At 71.1% G+C, this 20428-nt stretch carries 19 protein-coding genes; 17 read left to right on the plus strand and 2 right to left on the minus strand.

Going from position 1 to position 20428, the window contains the following annotated elements; genetic code table 11:
* Window positions 1–95 precede the first annotated feature (95 nt).
* Genes ASC76_RS02650 through ASC76_RS25020 form a run of 3 tightly spaced genes read left to right on the plus strand, consistent with a single transcriptional unit; the run spans window position 96 to window position 2876 of the window.
* Window positions 96–1673, plus strand: coding sequence for a phytoene desaturase (locus ASC76_RS02650; RefSeq protein ID WP_056461948.1), 1578 nt, complete (start codon window positions 96–98; stop codon window positions 1671–1673).
* Window positions 1633–2733 carry a phytoene/squalene synthase family protein gene (locus tag ASC76_RS02655; protein WP_235580315.1) on the plus strand — a complete coding sequence of 367 codons (1101 nt, stop codon included), beginning with the start codon at window positions 1633–1635 and terminating at the stop codon, window positions 2731–2733. Before ASC76_RS02650 ends, ASC76_RS02655 begins: the two co-directional genes overlap by 41 nt.
* Entirely contained in the window at window positions 2730–2876 is a 147-nt protein-coding gene (locus ASC76_RS25020) for a hypothetical protein (RefSeq protein ID WP_157615230.1), read from the plus strand. Before ASC76_RS02655 ends, ASC76_RS25020 begins: the two co-directional genes overlap by 4 nt.
* A 6-nt stretch (window positions 2877–2882) precedes the next feature.
* On the opposite strand, the gene ASC76_RS02660 is transcribed toward ASC76_RS25020, so the two are convergent.
* Both ASC76_RS02660 and crtD read right to left on the minus strand, forming a co-directional pair.
* The gene (locus tag ASC76_RS02660) at window positions 2883–3698 is read right to left on the minus strand and encodes a carotenoid 1,2-hydratase (protein WP_235580316.1); all 816 of its coding nucleotides are present in this window, start codon (window positions 3696–3698) and stop codon (window positions 2883–2885) included.
* Between the two features lie 47 nt (window positions 3699–3745).
* Window positions 3746–5326 carry a 1-hydroxycarotenoid 3,4-desaturase CrtD gene (gene crtD, locus ASC76_RS02665; RefSeq protein ID WP_056461954.1) on the minus strand — a complete coding sequence of 527 codons (1581 nt, stop codon included), beginning with the start codon at window positions 5324–5326 and terminating at the stop codon, window positions 3746–3748.
* A 136-nt stretch (window positions 5327–5462) separates the two neighbouring features.
* Here crtD and ASC76_RS02670 point away from each other — a divergent pair, with 136 nt between their 5' ends.
* From ASC76_RS02670 to ASC76_RS02730, 14 genes are all read left to right on the plus strand, one after another.
* Window positions 5463–6335 carry a polyprenyl synthetase family protein gene (locus tag ASC76_RS02670; protein ID WP_235580317.1) on the plus strand — a complete coding sequence of 291 codons (873 nt, stop codon included), beginning with the start codon at window positions 5463–5465 and terminating at the stop codon, window positions 6333–6335.
* 13 nt (window positions 6336–6348) lie between these two features.
* Window positions 6349–7527, plus strand: a complete 1179-nt coding sequence (locus ASC76_RS02675) for a methyltransferase (protein WP_056461962.1) — start codon at window positions 6349–6351, stop codon at window positions 7525–7527.
* A gap of 109 nt (window positions 7528–7636) precedes the next feature.
* Window positions 7637–8575 (plus strand): chlorophyll synthesis pathway protein BchC, encoded by a 939-nt coding sequence (gene bchC, locus ASC76_RS02680; RefSeq protein WP_056461966.1) that lies wholly within the window; start codon window positions 7637–7639, stop codon window positions 8573–8575.
* An 85-nt stretch (window positions 8576–8660) separates the two neighbouring features.
* Window positions 8661–9653, plus strand: a complete 993-nt coding sequence (locus ASC76_RS02685; RefSeq protein ID WP_056461969.1) for a chlorophyllide a reductase iron protein subunit X — start codon at window positions 8661–8663, stop codon at window positions 9651–9653.
* A 3-nt stretch (window positions 9654–9656) separates the two neighbouring features.
* Window positions 9657–11213, plus strand: coding sequence for a chlorophyllide a reductase subunit Y (gene bchY / locus ASC76_RS02690; protein ID WP_056461971.1), 1557 nt, complete (start codon window positions 9657–9659; stop codon window positions 11211–11213).
* Window positions 11214–11286: 73 nt separating this feature from the next.
* The gene (bchZ, locus tag ASC76_RS02695; RefSeq protein ID WP_056461974.1) at window positions 11287–12765 is read left to right on the plus strand and encodes a chlorophyllide a reductase subunit Z; all 1479 of its coding nucleotides are present in this window, start codon (window positions 11287–11289) and stop codon (window positions 12763–12765) included.
* 120 nt (window positions 12766–12885) lie between these two features.
* Entirely contained in the window at window positions 12886–13116 is a 231-nt protein-coding gene (pufB, locus tag ASC76_RS02700; protein WP_082548658.1) for a light-harvesting antenna LH1, beta subunit, read from the plus strand.
* Window positions 13117–13127: 11 nt separating this feature from the next.
* Window positions 13128–13331: a light-harvesting antenna LH1, alpha subunit gene (pufA, locus tag ASC76_RS02705; RefSeq protein ID WP_056461980.1), complete on the plus strand. Its 204-nt coding sequence runs from the start codon at window positions 13128–13130 to the stop codon at window positions 13329–13331.
* 118 nt (window positions 13332–13449) lie between these two features.
* On the plus strand, window positions 13450–14277 hold the full coding sequence (pufL, locus tag ASC76_RS02710) for a photosynthetic reaction center subunit L (RefSeq protein WP_056461985.1): 828 nt from the start codon (window positions 13450–13452) through the stop codon (window positions 14275–14277).
* Window positions 14278–14305: 28 nt separating this feature from the next.
* Window positions 14306–15286 carry a photosynthetic reaction center subunit M gene (pufM, locus tag ASC76_RS02715; protein WP_056461989.1) on the plus strand — a complete coding sequence of 327 codons (981 nt, stop codon included), beginning with the start codon at window positions 14306–14308 and terminating at the stop codon, window positions 15284–15286.
* Entirely contained in the window at window positions 15283–16353 is a 1071-nt protein-coding gene (gene pufC, locus ASC76_RS02720; protein ID WP_056461992.1) for a photosynthetic reaction center cytochrome PufC, read from the plus strand. Before pufM ends, pufC begins: the two co-directional genes overlap by 4 nt.
* 102 nt (window positions 16354–16455) lie before the next feature.
* A complete protein-coding gene (locus ASC76_RS24235; protein ID WP_082548659.1) occupies window positions 16456–16623 on the plus strand; it encodes a DUF2256 domain-containing protein in 168 nt (55 codons plus the stop codon).
* Entirely contained in the window at window positions 16616–18169 is a 1554-nt protein-coding gene (locus ASC76_RS02725) for a cryptochrome/photolyase family protein (protein WP_056461995.1), read from the plus strand. Before ASC76_RS24235 ends, ASC76_RS02725 begins: the two co-directional genes overlap by 8 nt.
* A 63-nt stretch (window positions 18170–18232) precedes the next feature.
* Window positions 18233–20425: an ATP-binding protein gene (locus tag ASC76_RS02730; RefSeq protein ID WP_157615232.1), complete on the plus strand. Its 2193-nt coding sequence runs from the start codon at window positions 18233–18235 to the stop codon at window positions 20423–20425.
* Window positions 20426–20428 lie beyond the last annotated feature (3 nt).

The following is a 20428-nucleotide window of genomic DNA, read 5'->3' on the forward strand; positions in this document are numbered from 1 at the left end:
GCGCTCCGTTCGACGGGCAGGGGGTCGAGGGCATCCGGGATTGCCTGTGGTCATCCGATGTTGTCAATTTACGCTGACACTCTTACGATGGCAATATGTTTACACCCGCAGCCGCCGTGGACTCTGCCGGCCCGCTCCTGAAGGACCGGCCGCACGCGATCGTGATCGGCAGCGGCTTCGGCGGGCTGGCGGCCGCCGTGCGGCTCGGTGCGCGCGGCTACCGCGTCACGGTGCTCGAGAAGCTCGACGCGCCCGGCGGCCGGGCCTGTGTGCACCGGCAGGACGGCTTCACCTTCGACGCCGGCCCCACCGTCATCACCGCGCCGTTCATGTTCGAGGAGCTGTGGGCGCTCTGCGGCCGGCGCATGGCCGACGACATCGACCTGCGGCCGGTCGCGCCGTTCTACCGCATCCGCTTCGACGACGGCGAGTGCTTCGACTACAGCGGCGACGCGGCCGCGATGCGGGCCGAGGTGGCGCGCTTCGCGCCGGGCGACGTGGCCGGCTACGAGCGCTTCCTGAAGGCGAGCGAGGCGATCTTCAAGGTCGGCTTCGAGGAGCTCGGCGACCAGCCGTTCGACTCGTGGACCGACATGGCGCGCGTGCTGCCGGCGCTGCTCAAGCTGGAAGGCTACCGCACCGTCTGGACGCTGGCCTGCAAGCACGTGAAGGACGCGCGGCTGCGCGTCGTGCTGACCTTCCAGTCGCTGCTGGTCGGTGGCAACCCGTTCTCGACGACATCGGTGTATTGCCTGATCGCGTTCCTGGAGCGCCGCTGGGGCGTGCACTTCCCGATGGGCGGCACCGGCAGCCTCGTCAAGGGACTGGTGAGCCTGATCGAAGGGCAGGGCGGGTCCGTGCGCTGCAATCGCGGCGTCGCGCAGATCACGGTCGCGAACGGGGCGGCGAGCGGGGTGCGGCTGGAGAACGGCGAGACGGTCGCCGCCGACGTGGTCGTCTCGAACGCCGATTCGGCCTGGACCTACCGCCACCTCGTGCCGGCCGAACACCGCCACCGCTGGACCGATGCGCGGATCGAGAAGGCGCGCTATTCGATGAGCCTGTTCGTCTGGTATTTCGGCACGAAGCGCCAGTACCCCGAGGTGGCACACCACACGATCGCGCTCGGCCCGCGCTACCGCGAGCTGCTGACCGACATCTTCGATCGCAAGCTGCTGGCCGACGATTTCAGCCTCTACCTGCATCGCCCGACCGCCACCGACCCGTCGCTGGCACCGGCGGGCTGCGATGCGTTCTACGTGCTGTCGCCGGTGCCGCACCTGCAGAGCGGCACCGACTGGGCCGCGCATGCCGAGCCGTACCGCCTGGCGATCCAGCAGCGCCTGCAGGCCACGCTGCTGCCGGGCCTGGCCGACGAGATCGTGACCTCGCGGCTGCTGACGCCGCAGGACTTCCAGGATCGGCTGTCGTCGTTCCGCGGCGCCGCCTTCTCGCTCGAACCGGTGCTGACGCAGAGCGCCTGGTTTCGCCCGCACAACCGCAGCGAGGAACTGGATCGCCTGTACCTCGTCGGCGCCGGCACACATCCCGGTGCCGGGCTGCCCGGCGTGCTTTCCTCGGCCCGCGTACTCGACTCGGTGGTACCCCATGCAGACCAGCTCGCCGCTTCCCGTGACCCCACTCGCGACGGTGTTCGGATCGCGCCCGCCTGAACTGGCCGCCGCCGCGCGCGCCGACCTCGCGGCGTGCCGCGCAGCGCTGCGCAACGGCTCGAAGACCTTCCTCGCCGCGTCGTTCCTGCTGCCGCGCGGCGTGCACGAGCCGGCCTCGGCGCTGTATGCGTTCTGCCGCCTCGCCGACGATGCCGTCGATGCGGGCGACGAGCGCGGCGACGCGGTCGTGCGCCTGCGCGAACGCCTGCGCTTGGCCTATGCGGGCACGCCGCAGGACGATCCGGCGGACCGGGCGCTCGCGCTCGTGGTCGCCCGCCACCACATCCCTGCCGCGCTGTTCGCTGCGCTGCTCGAAGGCTTCGAGTGGGATCTGCAGGGGCGCCGCTACGACACGCTCGACGCGCTGCACGAATACGCCGCCCGCGTGGCCGGCACGGTCGGCGCGATGATGGCGCTGCTGATGGGCGTGCGCTCGGCCGAGGGGCTGGCGCGGGCCTGCGATCTGGGCGTCGCGATGCAGCTGTCGAACATCGCGCGCGACGTCGGCGAGGACGCGCGCCTGGGTCGCCTGTACCTGCCGCGCGCCTGGATGCTCGATGCCGGCCTCGACCCCGATGCGTGGCTCGCGGCGCCGGTGTTCAACCCGGCACTGGCCGGCGTGGTGCGGCGCGTGCTCGATGCGGCCGAGGCGCTCTATGCGCGCGTCGATGGCGGCGTCGCGCGGCTGCCCCTGGCCTGCCGCCCGGGCATCAACGCGGCGCGCTTCATGTACGCCGAGATCGGCCGCGAGGTTGCCCGGCGCGGGCTCGATTCGGTGAGCGGGCGCGCGCGCGTCTCGGCCGCGCGCAAGAGCTGGTTGCTGTTGCGCGCGGCGCTGCAACTGGCCCCGTCCGCCGCGGCTGCGGCGCTGCCGCCGCTGCCGGCCAACCGCTTCCTCGTCGACGCGGCGGTCGCGGCATCGCCGCGGCCCGAGCCGATGCCTGCGAACCGCAGCATGGTCGAGCGCGTGGTGTGGACGTTCGAGCTGTTCGCGCGCCTCGAGCAGCGCGACCGGCTGCGCGCGTCGGGCCGGTCCGCCGAGGCCGACCTCGCGACATGAGCTCCGCGATGATCATCGCGGCCGAGATGACGCTGGTCCTCGGCGTGGTGCTCGGCCTGGCGGTCTGGGAACTGTGGCGACTCAAGCGCGACCGGGCTGCGCGCAAGCCGCCGCCGGCCGAGCCACCGGCTCCGGACCGGTGACGCCCTTCAACCCGCGCGGCGCGGCATCCTGAACGGCAACATCGCCTGCACCCACGGGCTCGCGAAGCGCGGCAGCGACAGGCTCTCGTGCATCGCCGTCACGCGCTCGCCGAGCCATCGCGCGTCGAGCAGCGAGCGGGCGTAGAACGGGGCGTCGGTGAGCGTCTGCACGACGCGGGTCGTGCTGCCGGCATCGGTGCGCCCGCCGCGCGCGATCCGCCACAGCGTGGGTGGCAGTGTCGCGGCGGGCGGCGGATCGATCGCACACACCTCGCCGGCGCGCATGTCGAAGCGCAGCCCGAGTCTCAGCGGCGTCAGGCCGATGCGCGCGACGTCGTAGAGCACGACGCTGTCGCCGCCCGCCAGATGGGCGCGCGACCAGTCCCAGCGCTCGAACGCGCTTTCCAGCGGCGCGTCGCCATGGTTCGCGTCGAGGTAGCCGGGACCGGACCAGCAGGTGTCGCCCAGCGCGACCTCGACGCGCGCGGCCGGCGCGATCGGGCACCAGCGGTGACCGGGCGCCAGCGCGACCGGGTGGTCGAAGCGCCGCGGCACCTGCACGGTGACCGAGCCGCGAATGCGAGATGGCCACGGCACCGCGAGCTCGTCGAGCACGATGTGCAGCGCATCGCCCGACCAGCGCAGCCCGCTCGGGCCGACCTGCAGGTGCGTGGCGTCGCGCGAGACCCGGCCGCGCCCGCGCTCGGTCATCGCCCAGCGGCCGCCGCCCCGCCCGTACAGCGCGACGTTGACGGCGCAGTGGTTCAGCGGGTCGGCGCTGCGGCCGCCGCGCCGCGCCTGCGCGTAGTACGGCGAGAACACGCTGCCGATGAACGCGATGATCGTCAGGCCGTGCTCGCCGTCGTCGCTCAGGGCGTCGAGGTACCACCAGGCGTAGCCGTTGGCGCCGACGTGGAGGTCGAAGGCCGGCGCGAGCGCTGCGGCCCCGTCGCCGTGAGTCGCGCGATGACGCTGGCCGCCGCCTGCCGGCCCGAGAGCGCCGCCATCGGCACGCCCGGCCCCGGATGCACCGAGCCGCCCGCGAGGAACAGGCCCGGCAGCCTGCTGCGTGCGCCCGGCCGGCGAAACGACGCCGCCCACCCGTGCGAGGCCTGGCCGTACAGCGCTCCCCCGGTCGCCGGGAACAGGCGCTCGAAGTCCTGCGGCGTCGTCCGCACCGTGCGCTCGGGGTGGCGCGTCACCTGCAGGCCGCAGCGCGACAGCGTCCGGAAGGTCTGTGCTTCGCATCGTGCCAACTCCTCTTGGGTGAACGGCCGCAGGTCGCCGACCGGCGGCGCATTGACGATCAGCAGCAGGCGCTCGGCGGTGCCGGAGGCGGGTGTCGCGCCGATCTCGTCGCCGCCGCGGTCCTGCGCGCAGACGTAGACGGTCGGCGAGGCGGGCAGCAGGCGGTCGCGGAAGATGTCGTCGAATTCGCGCGCCGGATCGTCCGCGAAGAACACCGTGTGACGCGACAGCGGGAAGCCGTCGGTCGGGGCCAGCAGGTTCAGGGTCAGCGCGGACAGCGAGCGACTCGTCGGCACGGCTGGCGCGCAGGCGTCGAACACGGCGCCACCGAGCAGCCCGCTCGTCAGCGCGGCGACGTCGCCGTTGAACACGACGGCGTCGGCGGCGAGTGTCTCGCCGTCGGCCAGACGGACGCCGCAGGCCGCGTCGCCACGCACCAGGATCTCGTCGACCGGGGCGTCGAAGCGCAGCGTCGCGCCGCGCTGGCGCGCGAGCGCGGCCAGCGTCTGCGCGATCCGGTGCATGCCGCCGTCCACCAGCCACACGCCGTCCTGCTCGACATGTGCAACCAGCATCAGCGTGGCCGGTGCGAGAAACGGGGAGGAGCCGCAATAGGTCGCGTAGCGGCCGAACAGCTGGCGCAGCCGCGGATCGGTGAAGTGGCGGCCGAGCTCGGAGGCCAGCGTCGCGAACGGCGAGATCCGCAGCAGCTCCGGCAGGCCGCGCCAGCCGGCCCGGCGCACGAGCGACAGCGGGGTCGGCCGCGTGCCGCGCAGGAACGGCATCTCCAGCGCCCGATAGATGCCGCGCGCGCGTTCGCAGAAGGCGAGGTAGCCGCGGCTCTCCGCGGCGCCGGCGAAGCGGCCGATCGCATCGGCCGAGCGCGCGATGTCGGCGAACAGGTCCAGGCGCTGATCGCCGCGCCACGCGTGCCGCGCCAGCACCGACACCGGCTGCAGCGCCAGGTGATCGGCCAACCGCAGCCCGAGCGCGTCGAACAGCTCGTCGAAGACCCAGCGCATCGTGAAGACGGTGGGGCCGGCGTCCATCGCCACGCCGCCGGGCGCCACCTCGCGCAGCTTGCCCCCCGGGCCGCCGGCGCGTTCGAGCACCGTCACGTCGACGCCGTTCGAGGCCAGCTCGAGCGCCGTGACCAGGCCGCCGATGCCGGCGCCGATCACGACGACCCGCGCCGTGCTCATGGGCCGGAGCTCCGTCGAGTGTCAGGTTGACGCGTCAAAAGCATGTGTCTATGCTACGTGACACTCGACGACGACGCGAGCCCGTTACACCCTCCCTCAGCTGCCACGCCGGCAACGGCGGAATCTCATGAAGCCTATGACGCGCATCGAACAGGCCCTGGCCACCGCCATTGCATCCGGCGAGTCGGCCGAGTGCCCGCCCAAACTCGCGGGGGCGATCCGGCATGCCGTGTTCCCGGGCGGCGCTCGCATCCGGCCGCAGCTGTGCCTCGCGGTCGCACAGGCCTGCGACGACGACGACCCCGCGCTGTCGGAAGCGGCGGCCTCGGCGATCGAACTGCTCCACTGCGCCTCGCTGGTCCACGACGACCTGCCGTGCTTCGACGATTCGCCGACCCGTCGCGGTCGCGCGTCGGTGCATTACGCGTTCGGCGAGAGCCTGGCGGTGCTCGCCGGCGACGCGCTGATCGTGCTGGCGTTCCAGACGCTCGCGGTCCACGCCGGCCAATCGCCACAGCGGCTCGCGCCGCTGCTCGCGACGATCTCGCGCGGCGTCGGCATGCCGTGCGGCATCGTCGCCGGCCAGGCCTGGGAATGCGAGCCGCGCGTGTCGCTGGCCGACTACCAGCGCGCCAAGACCGGCGCGCTGTTTGCCGCCGCCACGATGGCCGGCGCGCAGGCTGCTGGCGCGGAAGCCGCGCCGTGGCGCGCGCTCGGCGAGTGGCTGGGCGAGGCCTACCAGGCGGCCGACGACATCCGCGACGTGGTCGGCGACCCGCGCGTGATGGGCAAGCCGATCGGCCGCGACGTGGCGCTGCTGCGCCCGAGCACCGCCAGCGAACTCGGCCTGGACGGCGCCATCGCGCACTTCGACCGACTCGTCGGCTTCGCGATCGCCGCGGTACCGGAGTGCCGCGGCGCGGAGCAACTGCGCCAGCTGGTGCGGCTGGAGGCCGAGCGGCTGGTCCCGCAGACGATGTCGGAAGATCTGGTGCGGGTCACGGTCTAGACCGGTCCCGGACATGAGCAGCGTCCCCGGTGCACTCGCGATGTCCCGGTGGAGCGGCTGGCTCGACCGCGGGCTGGCCTGGCGCGACCGCCTGCTCGCGAGTCCGCTGTTCCAGCGCCGCGCCGCCGCGTTCGCGTTGACGCGGCCGGTGGCCCGCCGGCATGCACGCGAGTTGTTCGACCTGGTCTCGGGCTTCGTCTATTCGCAGGTGCTGCTCGCCTGCGTGCAGCTGCGCATCTTCGAGATCCTGGCGGAAGGGCCGCAAGCGTTGGCGCAGCTCGCGCCGCGCCTGGGCCTGCCCGGGGAGGCCGCGCGCCGCCTGCTCGACGCGGCGGTGGCGCTGCGCCTGCTCGAGCATCGCAGTGGGCAGCGCTACGGCCTGGGCGAACTCGGCGCGCCGATGGTCGGCAACGCCGCCGTCACGGCCATGGTGCAACACCACGCGGCGCTGTATGCGGATCTCGCGGACCCGGTGGCGCTGTTGCGGTCGACGCCGCAAGAGCGGCGCGCCAACGCGCTGGCGCGGTACTGGGCGTACGACGATGCGCCCGCGCCCGATCCGGCCGCTGCCGAACGCATCGCGGCCTACTCCGCGCTGATGGCGGCGTCGCAGCCGCTGGTCGCCGACGAGATCCTCGATGCGTATCCGTTGCATCGACACCGCTGCCTGCTCGATGTCGGCGGCGGCGATGGCCGCTTCCTCGCGACGGTCGGCCAGCGCTACCCGTCGCTCGAACTGCTGCTGTTCGACCTGCCCGCCGTCACCGAGCGTGCGCGGGCGCGCTTCGCGGCCGCGTCGCTGGGCAACCGGGCCCGCACTGTCGGCGGCAGCTTCCTGACCGATGCCTTGCCGCGCGGCGCCGACATCGCTGCGCTGGTGCGCGTGATCCACGACCACGACGACGCCGACGCGCTGACCGTGCTGCGCGCCGTGCACGACGCGCTGCCGCCGGGCGGCACGCTGCTGCTGGCCGAGCCGATGGCCGGCACGAACGGCGCCGAGGCGATGGGCGACGCGTACTTCGGCTTCTACCTGCTGGCGATGGGCCGCGGCCGCCCGCGCCGCGCCGCGGAGCTGCGCGCAATGCTCGTCGCGGCAGGCTTCGAGTCGGTGCGCGAGCAGCCCACCCGCATGCCGCTGCAGACGCGCCTGCTGGTCGCCCGCCGTCGAGGCAGTGAAAACCCTGTGTGATTTTGATGTAAATCAAGATTGACACTACAGACAGTAAGCATAGGATGACACTCGACATGACAACGCGACCTGACACTCCCCCGAACCCGCGGTCCACGAGGCGCGTCGCATGAACGCGCTGGCCGTCGTGCTGCAGCAGCCGGAAGTGCTGACCCTGAGTCGGCTCGACCTGAGCGCCGCGACGGACGAGGACGTGGTCGTCGACATCGAATGGAGCGGCATCAGCACCGGCACCGAACGCCTGCTGTGGACCGGCCGCATGCCGTCGTTCCCCGGCATGGGCTACCCGCTGGTGCCGGGCTACGAATCGGTCGGCCGCGTGCGGCAGGCCGGCGCGCGCTCCGGCGCGGCGGTCGGTGATTGCGTGTTCGTGCCCGGTGCCAAGTGCTTCGGTGACGTGCGCGGGCTGTTCGGCGGCGCGGCCTCGCGCGTCGTGCTGCCGGGTGCGCGCACGGTGCGGATTTCAGAGCGACTCGGCGAGCAGGGCGTCCTGCTGGCCCTGGCCGCCACCGCCCATCACGTTGCCGGCGGTGCGCTCGAACGGCAACCCGACCTGATCATCGGCCACGGCGTGCTCGGCCGCCTGATCGCGCGCCTCGCGGTCGCGGCGGGCGCCGCGCCGGTGGTCTGGGAGACGAACGCCGCGCGGCGCGACGGGGCGCTCGGCTACCGGGTCGTCGACCCGTCGACGGACCCGCGCCGCGATTACCGCTCGATCTGCGACGTGAGCGGCGACGCCGCGTTGCTCGACACGCTGATCGCCCGCCTCGCGCCGGGCGGCGAGGTCGTGCTCGCCGGCTTCTACGAGAAGCCGCTGTCGTTCGTGTTCGCGCCGGCCTTCATGCGCGAGGCGCGCATCCGCGTCGCCGCGCAGTGGCAGCCGGCCGACCTCGTCGCGGTGCGCGACATGGCGGAGTCCGGCGCACTGTCGCTGGCCGGCCTGATCACCCACCGGCACGACGCGCTCAGCGCCGATGCCGCCTACCGCACCGCCTTCGGCGATCCCGCCTGCCTGAAGATGACCCTAGCCTGGAGAGACTGCTCATGAGCACGTTGATCGACCACCTCGTTCGCGTCTGCGACGGTTTCGCCCAGCTCGTCCATCTCGCCGATCTCGACTGGAGGGCCTGCTCATGAGCACCGCCACCACGATCATGATGCGCGACCTGCGCGCCGAGGCCGCGGTCGAGCCGCCGCCGGTGTCCACCGCCAAGCCGACCAAGGAGACGCAGATCATCGCGATCTACGGCAAGGGTGGCATCGGCAAGAGCTTCACGCTCGCCAACCTCAGCTACATGATGGCGCAGCAGGGCAAGAAGGTGCTGCTGATCGGCTGCGACCCGAAGAGCGACACGACCAGCCTGCTGTTCGGCGGCCGCGCCTGCCCGACCATCATCGAGACCTCGTCGAAGAAGAAGCTGGCCGGCGAGGCGGTCGCGATCGGCGATGTCTGCTTCAAGCGCGACGGCGTCTACGCGATGGAGCTCGGCGGCCCCGAAGTGGGCCGCGGCTGCGGCGGGCGCGGGATCATCCACGGCTTCGAGCTGCTCGAGAAGCTCGGCTTCCACGAGTGGGGCTTCGACTACGTGCTGCTCGACTTCCTCGGCGACGTGGTCTGCGGCGGCTTCGGCCTGCCGATCGCGCGCGACATGTGCCAGAAGGTCATCGTCGTCGCGAGCAACGACCTGCAGTCGCTCTACGTCGCCAACAACGTCTGCAGCGCGGTCGAATACTTCCGCAAGCTCGGCGGCAACGTCGGCGTGGCCGGCATGGTGATCAACCGCGACGACGGCACTGGCGAGGCCACGGCCTTCGCCGAGCAGGTCGGCATCCCGGTGCTGTCGGTGATCCCGGCCAACGACGACATCCGCCGCAAGAGCGCCAGCTACGAGATCATCGGCCGGCCCGGTTCGCCGTGGGGCCCGATGTTCGCCGAGCTGGCCGAGAACGTCGGCACCTCGGTGCCGATCCGGCCGAAGCCGATGACGCAGGACGCGCTGCTCGGCCTGTTCTCGGCCGCGTCGGTCGGCCGCGACGTGGTGCTCGAACCCGCGACGCAGTTCGATATGTGCGGCAAGACCGAGGTCACGAAGCAGACCCTCGAAGTGGTCTACGACGAGGTCTGAGCCGTGAGCACCGCGACCACGATCCCCATCGTCCCGCTGAAAGTGACGACCGCCATCGAAGGGGACGGCATGGGCTGCCACTCGGGCGGCGAGGCGATGATGGCCGCAGCGAAATCGGCGGGCAAGTCCGAGGTGCTCGATCGCTACGCGGCCGACTATCCCAAGGACCCGAAAGCCGGCCCGCACGACCAGCCGCAGAGCATGTGCCCGGCGTTCGGCGCGCTGCGCGTCGGCCTGCGCATGCGGCGCACGCAGACGATCCTGTCGGGCTCGGCCTGCTGCGTCTACGGCCTGACGTTCACGTCCCACTTCTACGGCGCCAAGCGCAGCGTCGGCTACGTGCCGTTCAACAGCGAGTCGCTGGTGACCGGCAAGCTGTTCGAGGACATCCGCGAGGCGGTGCACCAGCAGGCCGATCCGGCCAGGCTGGATGCGATCGTCGTCATCAACCTGTGCGTGCCGACCGCCAGCGGCGTGCCGCTGCAGATCCTGCCGAAGGAGATCAACGGCGTGCGCATCATCGGCATCGACGTGCCGGGCTTCGGCGTACCGACCCACGCCGAGGCCAAGGACGTGCTCGCCGGCGCGATGCTGAAGTACGCGCGCGCCGAGGTGCTGGCCGGACCGGTACAGGCACCGCGCGCAGGGCGCTCCAGCAAGCCGACGATCGCGCTGCTGGGCGAGATGTTCCCGGCCGACCCGGTGATCATCGGGATGATGCTGGAGCCGATGGGCCTGGCCGCGGGCCCGGTGGTGCCGACGCGCGAATGGCGCGAGCTCTATGCGGCGCTCGACTGTTCGGCAGTCGCGGCGATCCATCCGTTCTACACCGCAAGCATCCGCGAGTTCGAGGCGGCAGGGCGGCCGATCGTCGGCTCCGCGCCTGTGGGGCACGACGGCACCGAGGCCTGGCTGCAGGCGATCGGCCAGTCGGTCAACGTCGCGCAGGACAGGATCGATGCGGTCAAGAACCGGTTGCTGCCGGCGATCAAGGGCGCGCTCGCCGCGCTGCCAATCAAGGGCCGAATCACGCTGAGCGGGTACGAAGGTTCGGAGCTGCTCGTCGGGCGGTTGTTGGTCGAGAGCGGCGCGGACCTGCGCTATGTCGGCACCGCCTGCCCGCGCACCGCGTGGAGCGACGCCGACCGGCAGTGGCTCGAATCGAAAGGCGTGCACGTGCAGTTCCGCGCCTCGCTGGAACAGGACCTCGCGGCGATGCACGAGTGGCAGCCCGATCTCGCGATCGGCACCACGCCGATCGTGCAGGCCGCCAAGGAGCTGACGATTCCGGCGCTGTACTTCACCAACCTGATCTCGGCCCGACCGTTGATGGGGCCGGCCGGCGCCGGCTCGCTGGCGACCGTGATCAACGCGGCGATCGGCAACAAGGCGCGCTTCGAGCAGATGAAGGACTTCTTCGGGGGCGCCGGCAGTGCCCATGCCTCGGGCGTCTGGGAGGCGTCGCAGGGCGTGCCCCAGGACCGCCCCGAGTTCAAGGCGGAGCAGCGCCGCCTGGCGCTGAAGGCCGCGAAGAAGCGCAAAGCCGAGGAGATGGTCTGATGATCGCCGCACGGCCGCTCCGAAGGCGATCGCTCCCCCTTGAGGGGACGGCGCGCAGCGCCAAGGGGGCCTCATGCTGGTTCTAGACCACGATCGCGCGGGCGGCTACTGGGGTGCGGTGTACGTCTTCACCGCGATCAAGGGCCTGCAGGTCGTGATCGACGGCCCGGTCGGGTGCGAGAACCTGCCGGTGACCTCGGTGCTGCACTACACCGACGCGCTGCCGCCGCACGAACTGCCGATCGTCGTCACCGGCCTGGCCGAGGAACAGCTCGGCCGCGAAGGCACGGAGGGCTCGATGCGCCGCGCGCACGCCGCGCTCGATCCGGACCTGCCGTCGGTGGTCGTGACCGGCTCGATCGCCGAGATGATCGGCGGCGGCGTCACGCCCGAGGGCACGAACCTGCAGCGCTTCCTGCCGCGCACGATCGACGAGGACCAGTGGCAATGCGCGAACCGCGCGATGTTCTGGCTGTGGTCGGAATACGGCCTGAAGAAGGTCCCGGCACGCAAGCCCTTCGCCGAACGGCCCGCCGGCGAGAAGCCGCGCGTCAACATCATCGGCCCGAGCTACGGCACCTTCAACTCGCCGAGCGACCTGGCCGAGATCCGCCGCCTGGTGCAGGGCATCGGCGCCGAGATCAACATGGTGTTCCCGCTCGGCAGCCACCTGGCCGACGTGTCGCGCCTGGTCGAGGCCGACGTCAACATCTGCATGTACCGCGAATTCGGCCGCATGCTGTGCGAGGCGCTCGAGCGGCCGTACCTGCAGGCGCCGATCGGCCTGCACAGCACGACCAAGTTCCTGCGGTCGCTGGGCGAACTGCTGGGGCTCGACCCCGAGCCCTTCATCGAGCGCGAGAAGCACAGCACGATCAAGCCGATCTGGGACCTGTGGCGATCGGTGACGCAGGACTTCTTCGGCACCGCGAGCTTCGCGGTCGTTGCCAACGAGACCTACACCCGCGGCATCCGCCACTTCCTCGAAGACGAGATGGGCCTGCCGTGCCAGTTCGCGGTCGCGCGCAAGCCCGGCGCGAAGACCGACAACGACGCGGTGCGCCGGCTCACCAAGGACAAGACGCCGCTGGTGATGTACGGCAGCTACAACGAGCGCATGTACCTGGCCGAGATCGGCGGGGGCGGGATGATGAAGACGAGCTTCATCCCGGCGTCGTTCCCGCTGCCGATCATCCGGCGCGCGACCGGCACGCCGTTCATGGGCTACGCGGGCGCGACCTACCTGATCCAGGAGTTCTGCAACGCGCTGTTCGACGCGCTGTTCCACATCCTGCCGCTCGGCACCGACCTCGACAAGGTCGATCCGACGCCAGCGCGCCTCGGCGACGAGCCGGCGCGCCCTTGGGACGACGACGCGCAGGCGCTGCTCGGCGAGTTCGTCGAGTCCGAACCGGTGCTGGTGCAGATCTCGGCCGCGAAGCGGCTGCGCGATCGCGCCGAGCGCGACGCGAAGCGCGATGGCGAAGAGCGCGTCACGGCCGCGCGCGTCGCGAAGTCGCGCGACGCCCTCAGACAAGGGGAGCCCGCGTGAGTCGCGCGCCCTCATCGAATTGCCGCGGCACCCGCTGCGTCAAACCCCGCCGCGGGGGAATTTTCGCGGTGTTGGCCGAAAGGCCGAACAGGGTCGTACCGGCCCAGAAGGAGAAAGAGCATGGCTGACAGCAGGCAAGGCTCCCTGTCCGGACTCACGGAACAGGAAGCCAAGGAGTTCCACGGAATCTTCATGACGAGCTTCATCATCTTCACGCTGATCGCGGTCGTCGCGCACTTCCTGGCGTGGCAATGGCGGCCGTGGCTGCCGGGTGCGAGCGGCTATGCGTCGATCGTGCACGACGCCAAGGAAGTCGCGATGGCGTACATCGCGGTCGGCTTTACCGGCTAGGAGGACACAACATGTGGCGCATCTGGATGCTTTTCGATCCGCGCAGGACGTTGATCGCCCTGTTCACCTTCCTGTTCGTGCTGGCACTGGTGATTCACTTCATCCTGCTGAGCACCGACCGCTTCAACTGGCTCGAGGGCCCGCGCAAGGCCACGGCCGTCGCGGCGCAGATGTCACCGATGCCGGCACCCGCCGCGGCACCGGCGAGCAAGTAGCGACGGCGGTTTCCGTCCGAGCAGGCAGGGCGCGGCGTGACGCACCGCACCCGGCTGCGATAACGAGTCTGAAGATGCGCGCGCCGGCAACGGCCGCGCATCGATCGGGGACAAGACCATGGCGATGCTGAGTTTCGAGCGCAAGTACCGAGTCCGCGGCGGCACCTTGACCGGGGGCGACCTGTTCGACTTCTGGGTCGGGCCGTTCTATGTCGGCTTCTTCGGGGTGACGACGTTGTTCTTCGCGACCGTCGGAACGCTGCTGATCGTCTGGGGTGCGTCGCAGGGACACACCTGGAACCTGTGGCAGATCTCGATCGCGCCACCCGACCTCAAGTACGGCCTGCGCATGGCGCCACTGATGGAAGGCGGCCTGTGGCAGCTCATCACGGTCTGCGCGATCGGCTCGTTCGTGTCGTGGGCGCTGCGCGAGGTGGAGATCTGCCGCAAGCTCGGCATCGGCTACCACGTGCCGTTCGCGTTCTCGATCGCGATCCTGGCCTACGTGACGCTCACGGTGATCCGGCCGGTGCTGCTCGGCGCCTGGGGCCACGGCTTCCCGTACGGGATCATGAGCCACCTGGACTGGGTCTCGAACACGGGCTACCAGTACCTGCACTTCCACTACAACCCGGCGCACATGCTGGGCGTGAGCTTCTTCTTCGCGACCACCTTCGCGCTGTCGCTGCACGGCGGGCTGATCCTGTCGGCCACGAACCCCGCGAAGGGCGAGACCGTCAAGACCGCGGAGCACGAGAACACCTTCTTCCGCGACACGATCGGCTACTCGATCGGCACGCTGGGCATCCACCGGCTCGGGCTGTTCCTGGCCCTGTCGGCCGGCTTCTGGAGCGCCGTGTGCATCGTCATCAGCGGCCCGTTCTGGACCCGCGGCTGGCCCGAGTGGTGGAGCTGGTGGCTGAACCTTCCCATCTGGGCGAATTGACCGAATACAACAGCCCAAGGAGACCCTGATGGCTGAGTACCAGAACATCTTCACCCGCGTGCAAGCCTATGCGCCTGCGTACGCCGGCATCCCGCTCGCGCAGGGCAACCAGGAGCGCGAGGGCCCGCCGGTCCACGTGCACTGGCTCGGCAAGCTCGGCGACGCGCAGGTCGGGCCGATCTACCTCGGCTGGCTCGGCCTGGCCTCGGCGCTGTGCATGTTCATCTGCATCGAGATCATCGGGCTGAACATGCTGGCCTCGGTGAACTGGAACCCGATCCAGTTCGTGCGCCAGCTGCCGTGGCTCGGTCTCGAGCCGCCGCCGCCGAGCATGGGTCTCAAGCTGTTCCCGCCGCTCAACCAGGGCGGCTGGTGGCTGATGGCCGGCTTCTTCATGACCAGCTCGGTGCTGCTGTGGTGGGCGCGCATGTACCGGCGAGCTCGCGCGCTCGGCATGGGCACGCACATCCCGTGGGCGTTCGCGGCGGCGATCTGGCTGATGCTGGTGCTGGGTTTCATCCGCCCCATCCTGATGGGATCGTGGGGCGAGGCGGTGCCGTTCGGCATCTTCCCGCACCTGGACTGGACGGCGGCGTTCTCGATCCGCTACGGCAACCTGTTCTACAACCCGTTCCACATGCTGTCGATCGCGTTCCTGTACGGCGCGACGCTGCTGTTCGCGATGCACGGCGCGACCATCCTCGCGGTCAGCCGCTTCGGCGGCGAGCGCGAGATCGAGCAGATCGTCGACCGCGGCACCGCCAGCGAACGCGCCGCGCTGTTCTGGCGCTGGACCATGGGCTTCAACGCGACGATGGAATCGATCCACCGCTGGGGCTGGTGGTTCGCGGTGCTGTGCCCGCTGGTCGGCGGCATCGGCATCCTGCTCACCGGCACGGTCGTCGACAACTGGTACCTCTGGGCCGTCAAGCACCACGTCGCGCCGATCTACCCGGCCGTGTTCGCACCGGTGATCGACCCGGCCACGCTGCAGGGAGTCAAGCCATGATGCGTCTCGTCCGAGGGTTCGCCGTGCTCGTCGCGGCGACATTGCTGGCCGCCTGCGAGCGCCCGCCGATCGACTCCGTGCAGCGCGGCTACCGCGGCACCGGCATGGACCAGGTCTACAACCCGCGCCTGATCGCCGCGGCGGCGCCGGCCAACGCGCTGCCGGCCGATTCGCCGATGGTGCCGCCCGGCGGCCCGGCGGCCTCCACCGTGTTCAAGAACGTCAAGGTCGTCGGCGACCTGGGCGTCGGCGAGTTCACGCGGCTGATGGTCTCGATGACGGCCTGGGTCGCGCCCGACCAGGGCTGCACCTACTGCCACAAGGCCGGCGAGGATTTCTCCAGCGACGCGCTCTACACCAAGGTCGTCGCGCGCCGCATGCTCGAGATGACGCGCCACATCAACACCGACTGGAAGACCCACGTCGCCGAGACCGGTGTCACCTGCTACACCTGCCATCGGGGCCAGCCGGTGCCGTCCAACCTGTGGTTCGCGCCCCCGGTCGACACCCATGCGGCCACGATGCTGGGCAACCGGGCGGGGCAGAACGCGCCGGCGCCGTCGGTGGGCGTCGCGTCGCTGCCCAACGACCCGTTCACGCCGTTCCTGGACCAGGGCAACGAGATCCGCGTGATCGGGCAGACGGCGCTCGCGTCGGGCAACCGCCAGTCGACCAAGCAGGCCGAGTACACCTACGGCCTGATGATGCACATGTCGAAGTCGCTCGGCGTGAACTGCACCTATTGCCACAACTCGCGCTCGTTCGCCGAGTGGGACACGAGCACGCCGCAGCGCGCGACCGCGTGGTACGGCATCCGCATGGCGCGCGACCTGAACACCACCTACCTCGATCCGCTCGCCGGCGTGTTCCCGGCGAACCGGCTCGGGCCGACCGGCGACGTACCGAAGCTGAACTGCGCCACCTGCCACCAGGGCGCGTTCAAGCCGATGTACGGCGCGAGCATGCTGAAGACGCATCCGGAACTCGCCGGCGTCCGGGTCGCGCTGGCCGCGCCCGCGGCGGCGGCCTCCGCGGCAGACGCGGGCGCCAGCGCACCGGCCCGCTGACGGGCGCGCGGCGAGTTGCCCGCGCGGTGACGGCCGGCCGCGCGTGGGGCCAATCGGCGGCGCGCCGGCAGGGCCGGTGCCGCTGACCTTACGATCGTCGCCATGAGCCAGCACCCAGCCGGATTCCGCGGCAACAAGGCGGCATTGCCGAGCAAGCCGTGCGCGGCCTGCGGCTTGCCGATGACCTGGCGCAAGCGCTGGGCGAAGAACTGGGCCGAGGTCAAGTTCTGTTCCGAGGCTTGCCGGCGCAAGCCGGCGCCGCGTGGCTGAGTTGCGCACGCTCGTCGTCGTGCTGGGCGACCAGCTCGATCTCGCGGCGTCGGGGTTCGATGGCTTCGATGCGCGGACCGACGCGGTCTGGATGGCCGAGGTCGCGGACGAGTCCACGCATGTCTGGTCCGGCAAGCCGCGCATCGCGATGTTCCTGGCAGCGATGCGCCACTTCGCGCTCGCGCTGCAGGCGGCGGGCCTGCCGCTGCACTACACGCGCCTCGAGGCACCCGGCAACGCGGGCAGCCTGGCCGCGCAGCTTCAGGCGGACATCCGCCGGCTGCGCCCGACGCATCTCGTGATGACCGCGCCGGGCGACTGGCGCGTGCTGCAGGCGATCAAGGCCGTGGCGGCGGCCAACGACCTGCCGCTGGACATCCGCGAGGATCGCCACTTCTTCACCACGGTGCGCGAGTTCGCCGTGCATGCGCGCGGTCGGAAGTCCTTGCGCATGGAGTTCTTCTACCGCGAGCAGCGCGCCCGCCACGGCGTGCTGATGGACGGCGGCGCGCCGGCCGGCGGCCGCTGGAACTACGACGCCGAGAACCGCGAGTCCTTCGGCAAGAACGGGCCGGACGGGGTGCCGCCGCGTGCCACCTTCGCACCGGACGAGGTCACCCGCGAAGTGCTCGACATGGTTGAGCGGCGGTTCGCATCGCACCCCGGCCGGCTCGACGGCTTCGCCTGGCCGGTGACGCGCGCGCACGCCCGGCTCGCGCTCCAGGCGTTCATGCGCGAGCGCCTGCCCTTGTTCGGCCGCTACCAGGACGCGATCTGGCCCGGCGACCCCTGGCTGTACCACGCGCAGCTGTCGGCGGCGCTGAATCTGAAGCTGCTCGACCCGCACGAGGTCGTCGCCGCGGCCGAGGCCGCGTACCGCGACGGCCACGCGCCGCTGGCGAGCGTCGAGGGCTTCGTCCGCCAGATCCTCGGCTGGCGCGAGTACGTGCGCGGCCTCTACTGGACCCGCATGCCGGACTACGTCGAGCGCAACGCGCTCGATGCGCAGCAGGACCTGCCGGCGTGGTACTGGACCGGCGCGACCGACATGGCCTGCCTGCGCGACGCGCTCGCGCAGACGCTGACGCACGGCTATGCGAACCACATCCAGCGCCTGATGGTCACCGGCCTCTATGCGTTGATGCTCGGCGTGCAGCCGAAGCAGGTGCACGCGTGGTACCTCGCGGTGTATGTCGACGCGGTCGAGTGGGTGGAGCTGCCGAACACGCTGGGGATGAGTCAGTACGCGGACGGCGGCCTGATGGGCAGCAAGCCCTACGTGGCGACCGGCAAGTACATCCAGCGCATGAGCCCGCACTGTGCCGGCTGCCGCTACGACCCGGCGCAGCGCAGCGGCGAGCGCGCGTGCCCGTTCACGACGCTGTACTGGGACTTCCTGATGCGCCATGAAGCGCTGCTGGCCGGCAACCCGCGGATGGCGCTGCAGGTGAAGAACGTCGCGCGCCTGGCCGACGCGGAGCGGGCGGCGGTGCGCGAGCGCGCGGCGTCGATCCGCCGCGGCGAGATCGGAGCCGTCGGCGCCTGACGCGACTTCGGCGGCTCGTATGATCCGCTCACCGTCCACGCCCACCGAGCATCGCATCGCGCCTTGAGCATTCGAACCCTCCTGGTCCTGTTGGTCATGGCCGTCTGGCTGCCCGCACTCGCGGGCTTTTCGTTGCTGGCGCGGATCACCTACCTGCGCGAGGTGGCGGACGCGCGTCACGCCGTCGAGCAGCTGGGCGAGAGCATCGCCTCGAGCGTCGAGCGCGAGCTGGACAAGCGCGTGTTCATGGCGCGCGCGTTGAGCGCCTCCTCCGCGCTGGCCGACCCGGACCTGCGCCGTTTCCACCGCGAGGCGAGCGGGGCGCTGAAGGGGTCCGGCGCGTGGGCGGTGCTGGTGGACGAGCGCATGCAGCTGGTCAATACGGTGTTGCCGTTCGACGCCCAGACGCTGCGCGAGCGACCGCCCGGGCTGCCGCTGCTGCGCGAGGGGTCGGCGATCCTGTTTGCCGCCCGGGGCGCGGCGACCGGTCGGCCGGTGCTCGGCGCCTTCGTGCCGGAGGCGCAGGCGACGCCGGTCGTGCGCAACGTCGGTGTCGTGTTCGAGATGGCCGCGATCCAGGGCATTCTCGACAGCCAGAACGCGGCGCAAGGCAGCCTGTCCGCCGTCGTGAACCAGGACTTCGTGATCATGGCCCGCAGCCGCGACCCGCAGAAATGGGTCGGCGCCAAGGCGGGGCCGGAGATCCAGCGCCGCGTGCGGGACAAGGAGGTCGGCTTCGGCGAGTCCGTCACGCTCGATGGCGTGCCCTCGCTGACCTTCATCACGCCGGCCAACCGGTTCGGCTGGACCATCGTGCTGGCGCTGCCGAAGAACGCGCTGACCGCGGCCGCGCAGCGCCTGACGATGCAGGTGCTCGCGGCCAGCGCGGCGATCCTGGCGATCGGCCTGGCGGCCGTGCTGTACCTCGCGCGGCGCGTCGGCGCGCCGGTGATCGCGTTGCGCGACGACGCGATCCGGCTGGGCGACGATTCGGTCCCGCCCGAACGCCCGTTTCCGGTCCTCGAGGTGCGCGAGGTCAGCCGCGCGCTGCATGCCGCCGGCCGGCGCTCGCACGAGGCCAAGCAGCTCCTCGAGACGCGGGTGCGGGAGGCGGTCGTCGATGCCGAATCGGCGCAGGCCAAGCTGCTCGAAGGGCAGAAGCGCGAAGCCATCGGCCGGCTCACCGGCGGGCTCGCGCACGAGTTCAACAACCTGCTGCAGACGATCAGCGTCGCGCTGCAGGTGCTCGAACGCGATGCGAAGGAAGGCCGCAACGCGCGGGTGCTGCAGTCGGCCAAGCAGGCCACGCGGCGCGCGGCCGACCTGGTGCGCCAGATGTTGAGCTTCGGCCGCGACCGCCCGCTCAAGCGCGAGCCGGTGCAGCTCGCGCGGCTGCTCGGCGGCAGCCAGGAGCTGACGGACAAGGCGGTCGGCGAGAAGATCGTGCTCAGCGTCGACGTGCCCGCCGACCTGCCGCCGGTGTACGTCGATCCGGCGCAGCTCGAACTCGCGGTGCTGAACCTGGTGTTCAACGCGCGCGACGCGATGCCGAACGGCGGGCGGATCGCGATCGGTGCGACGCTGCACGCGGCCGCGTCCAATGCGCTCGACGCGACCGACCAGGTCTGCCTGAGCGTCGCCGACAACGGCTCGGGCATGGACGAGCTGACGAAGGTGAGGGCGTTCGAGCCGTACTTCACCACCAAGCCGATCGGCGCCGGCAGCGGGCTCGGGCTGGCGCAGGTGGCGGCCTTCGTGCGGCAGAGCGAGGGCCATGCCTCGATCGACAGCGTGCCCGGTCGCGGCACCACGGTGAGCCTGTGGCTGCCGGTGGCGGCGGCCGACGCGAAGGCGCCGGCCTCGGCCCCCGCCACCGCGCCGGCGCCGCGCGTGCTGCCGCTGCAGATCCTGATGGTCGAGGACGACGATCTGGTCTCCGCCGTGGTGGTGCCGGCGCTCGAACGGCTGGGCCACGCGGTGCGCCTGTGCACGTCGTCGGACGCCGCCCGGCAGCTGCTGCAGGACGAGCGCGAACGCTTCGACGTGCTGTTCACCGACATCGTGATGCCGGGCGGCAGCTCCGGGCTGGATCTGGCGCGCTGGGCGCGCGTGCATCGGCCGTCGCTGCCGATCGTCGTGGCCACCGGCTACACCGTGCGGGAGGTGCCGAGCGACCTGGAGCTGCTGCGCAAGCCCTACGAGATCGATGCGCTGATGCTGTCGATGCTGCGCGCGATCGAGGCCGCGCCGCGCTGACCG

Origin of the sequence: Rhizobacter sp. Root404, from assembly GCF_001425865.1 — a bacterium.
Lineage (GTDB): Bacteria > Pseudomonadota > Gammaproteobacteria > Burkholderiales > Burkholderiaceae_C > LMDS01.

Excerpts from the sequence above, each read along its gene's own strand:
- ASC76_RS02650 (WP_056461948.1), top strand. The coding sequence starts at position 96 with ATGTTTACACCCGCAGCCGCCGTGGACTCTGCCGGCCCGCTCCTGAAG.
- ASC76_RS25020 (WP_157615230.1), top strand. The coding sequence starts at position 2,730 with ATGAGCTCCGCGATGATCATCGCGGCCGAGATGACGCTGGTCCTCGGC.
- crtD (WP_056461954.1), bottom strand. The coding sequence starts at position 5,326 with ATGAGCACGGCGCGGGTCGTCGTGATCGGCGCCGGCATCGGCGGCCTG.
- ASC76_RS02670 (WP_235580317.1), top strand. The coding sequence starts at position 5,463 with ATGACGCGCATCGAACAGGCCCTGGCCACCGCCATTGCATCCGGCGAG.
- ASC76_RS02675 (WP_056461962.1), top strand. The coding sequence starts at position 6,349 with ATGAGCAGCGTCCCCGGTGCACTCGCGATGTCCCGGTGGAGCGGCTGG.
- bchC (WP_056461966.1), top strand. The coding sequence starts at position 7,637 with ATGAACGCGCTGGCCGTCGTGCTGCAGCAGCCGGAAGTGCTGACCCTG.
- ASC76_RS02685 (WP_056461969.1), top strand. The coding sequence starts at position 8,661 with ATGAGCACCGCCACCACGATCATGATGCGCGACCTGCGCGCCGAGGCC.
- bchZ (WP_056461974.1), top strand. The coding sequence starts at position 11,287 with ATGCTGGTTCTAGACCACGATCGCGCGGGCGGCTACTGGGGTGCGGTG.
- pufB (WP_082548658.1), top strand. The coding sequence starts at position 12,886 with ATGGCTGACAGCAGGCAAGGCTCCCTGTCCGGACTCACGGAACAGGAA.
- pufA (WP_056461980.1), top strand. The coding sequence starts at position 13,128 with ATGTGGCGCATCTGGATGCTTTTCGATCCGCGCAGGACGTTGATCGCC.
- pufL (WP_056461985.1), top strand. The coding sequence starts at position 13,450 with ATGGCGATGCTGAGTTTCGAGCGCAAGTACCGAGTCCGCGGCGGCACC.
- pufM (WP_056461989.1), top strand. The coding sequence starts at position 14,306 with ATGGCTGAGTACCAGAACATCTTCACCCGCGTGCAAGCCTATGCGCCT.
- pufC (WP_056461992.1), top strand. The coding sequence starts at position 15,283 with ATGATGCGTCTCGTCCGAGGGTTCGCCGTGCTCGTCGCGGCGACATTG.
- ASC76_RS24235 (WP_082548659.1), top strand. The coding sequence starts at position 16,456 with ATGAGCCAGCACCCAGCCGGATTCCGCGGCAACAAGGCGGCATTGCCG.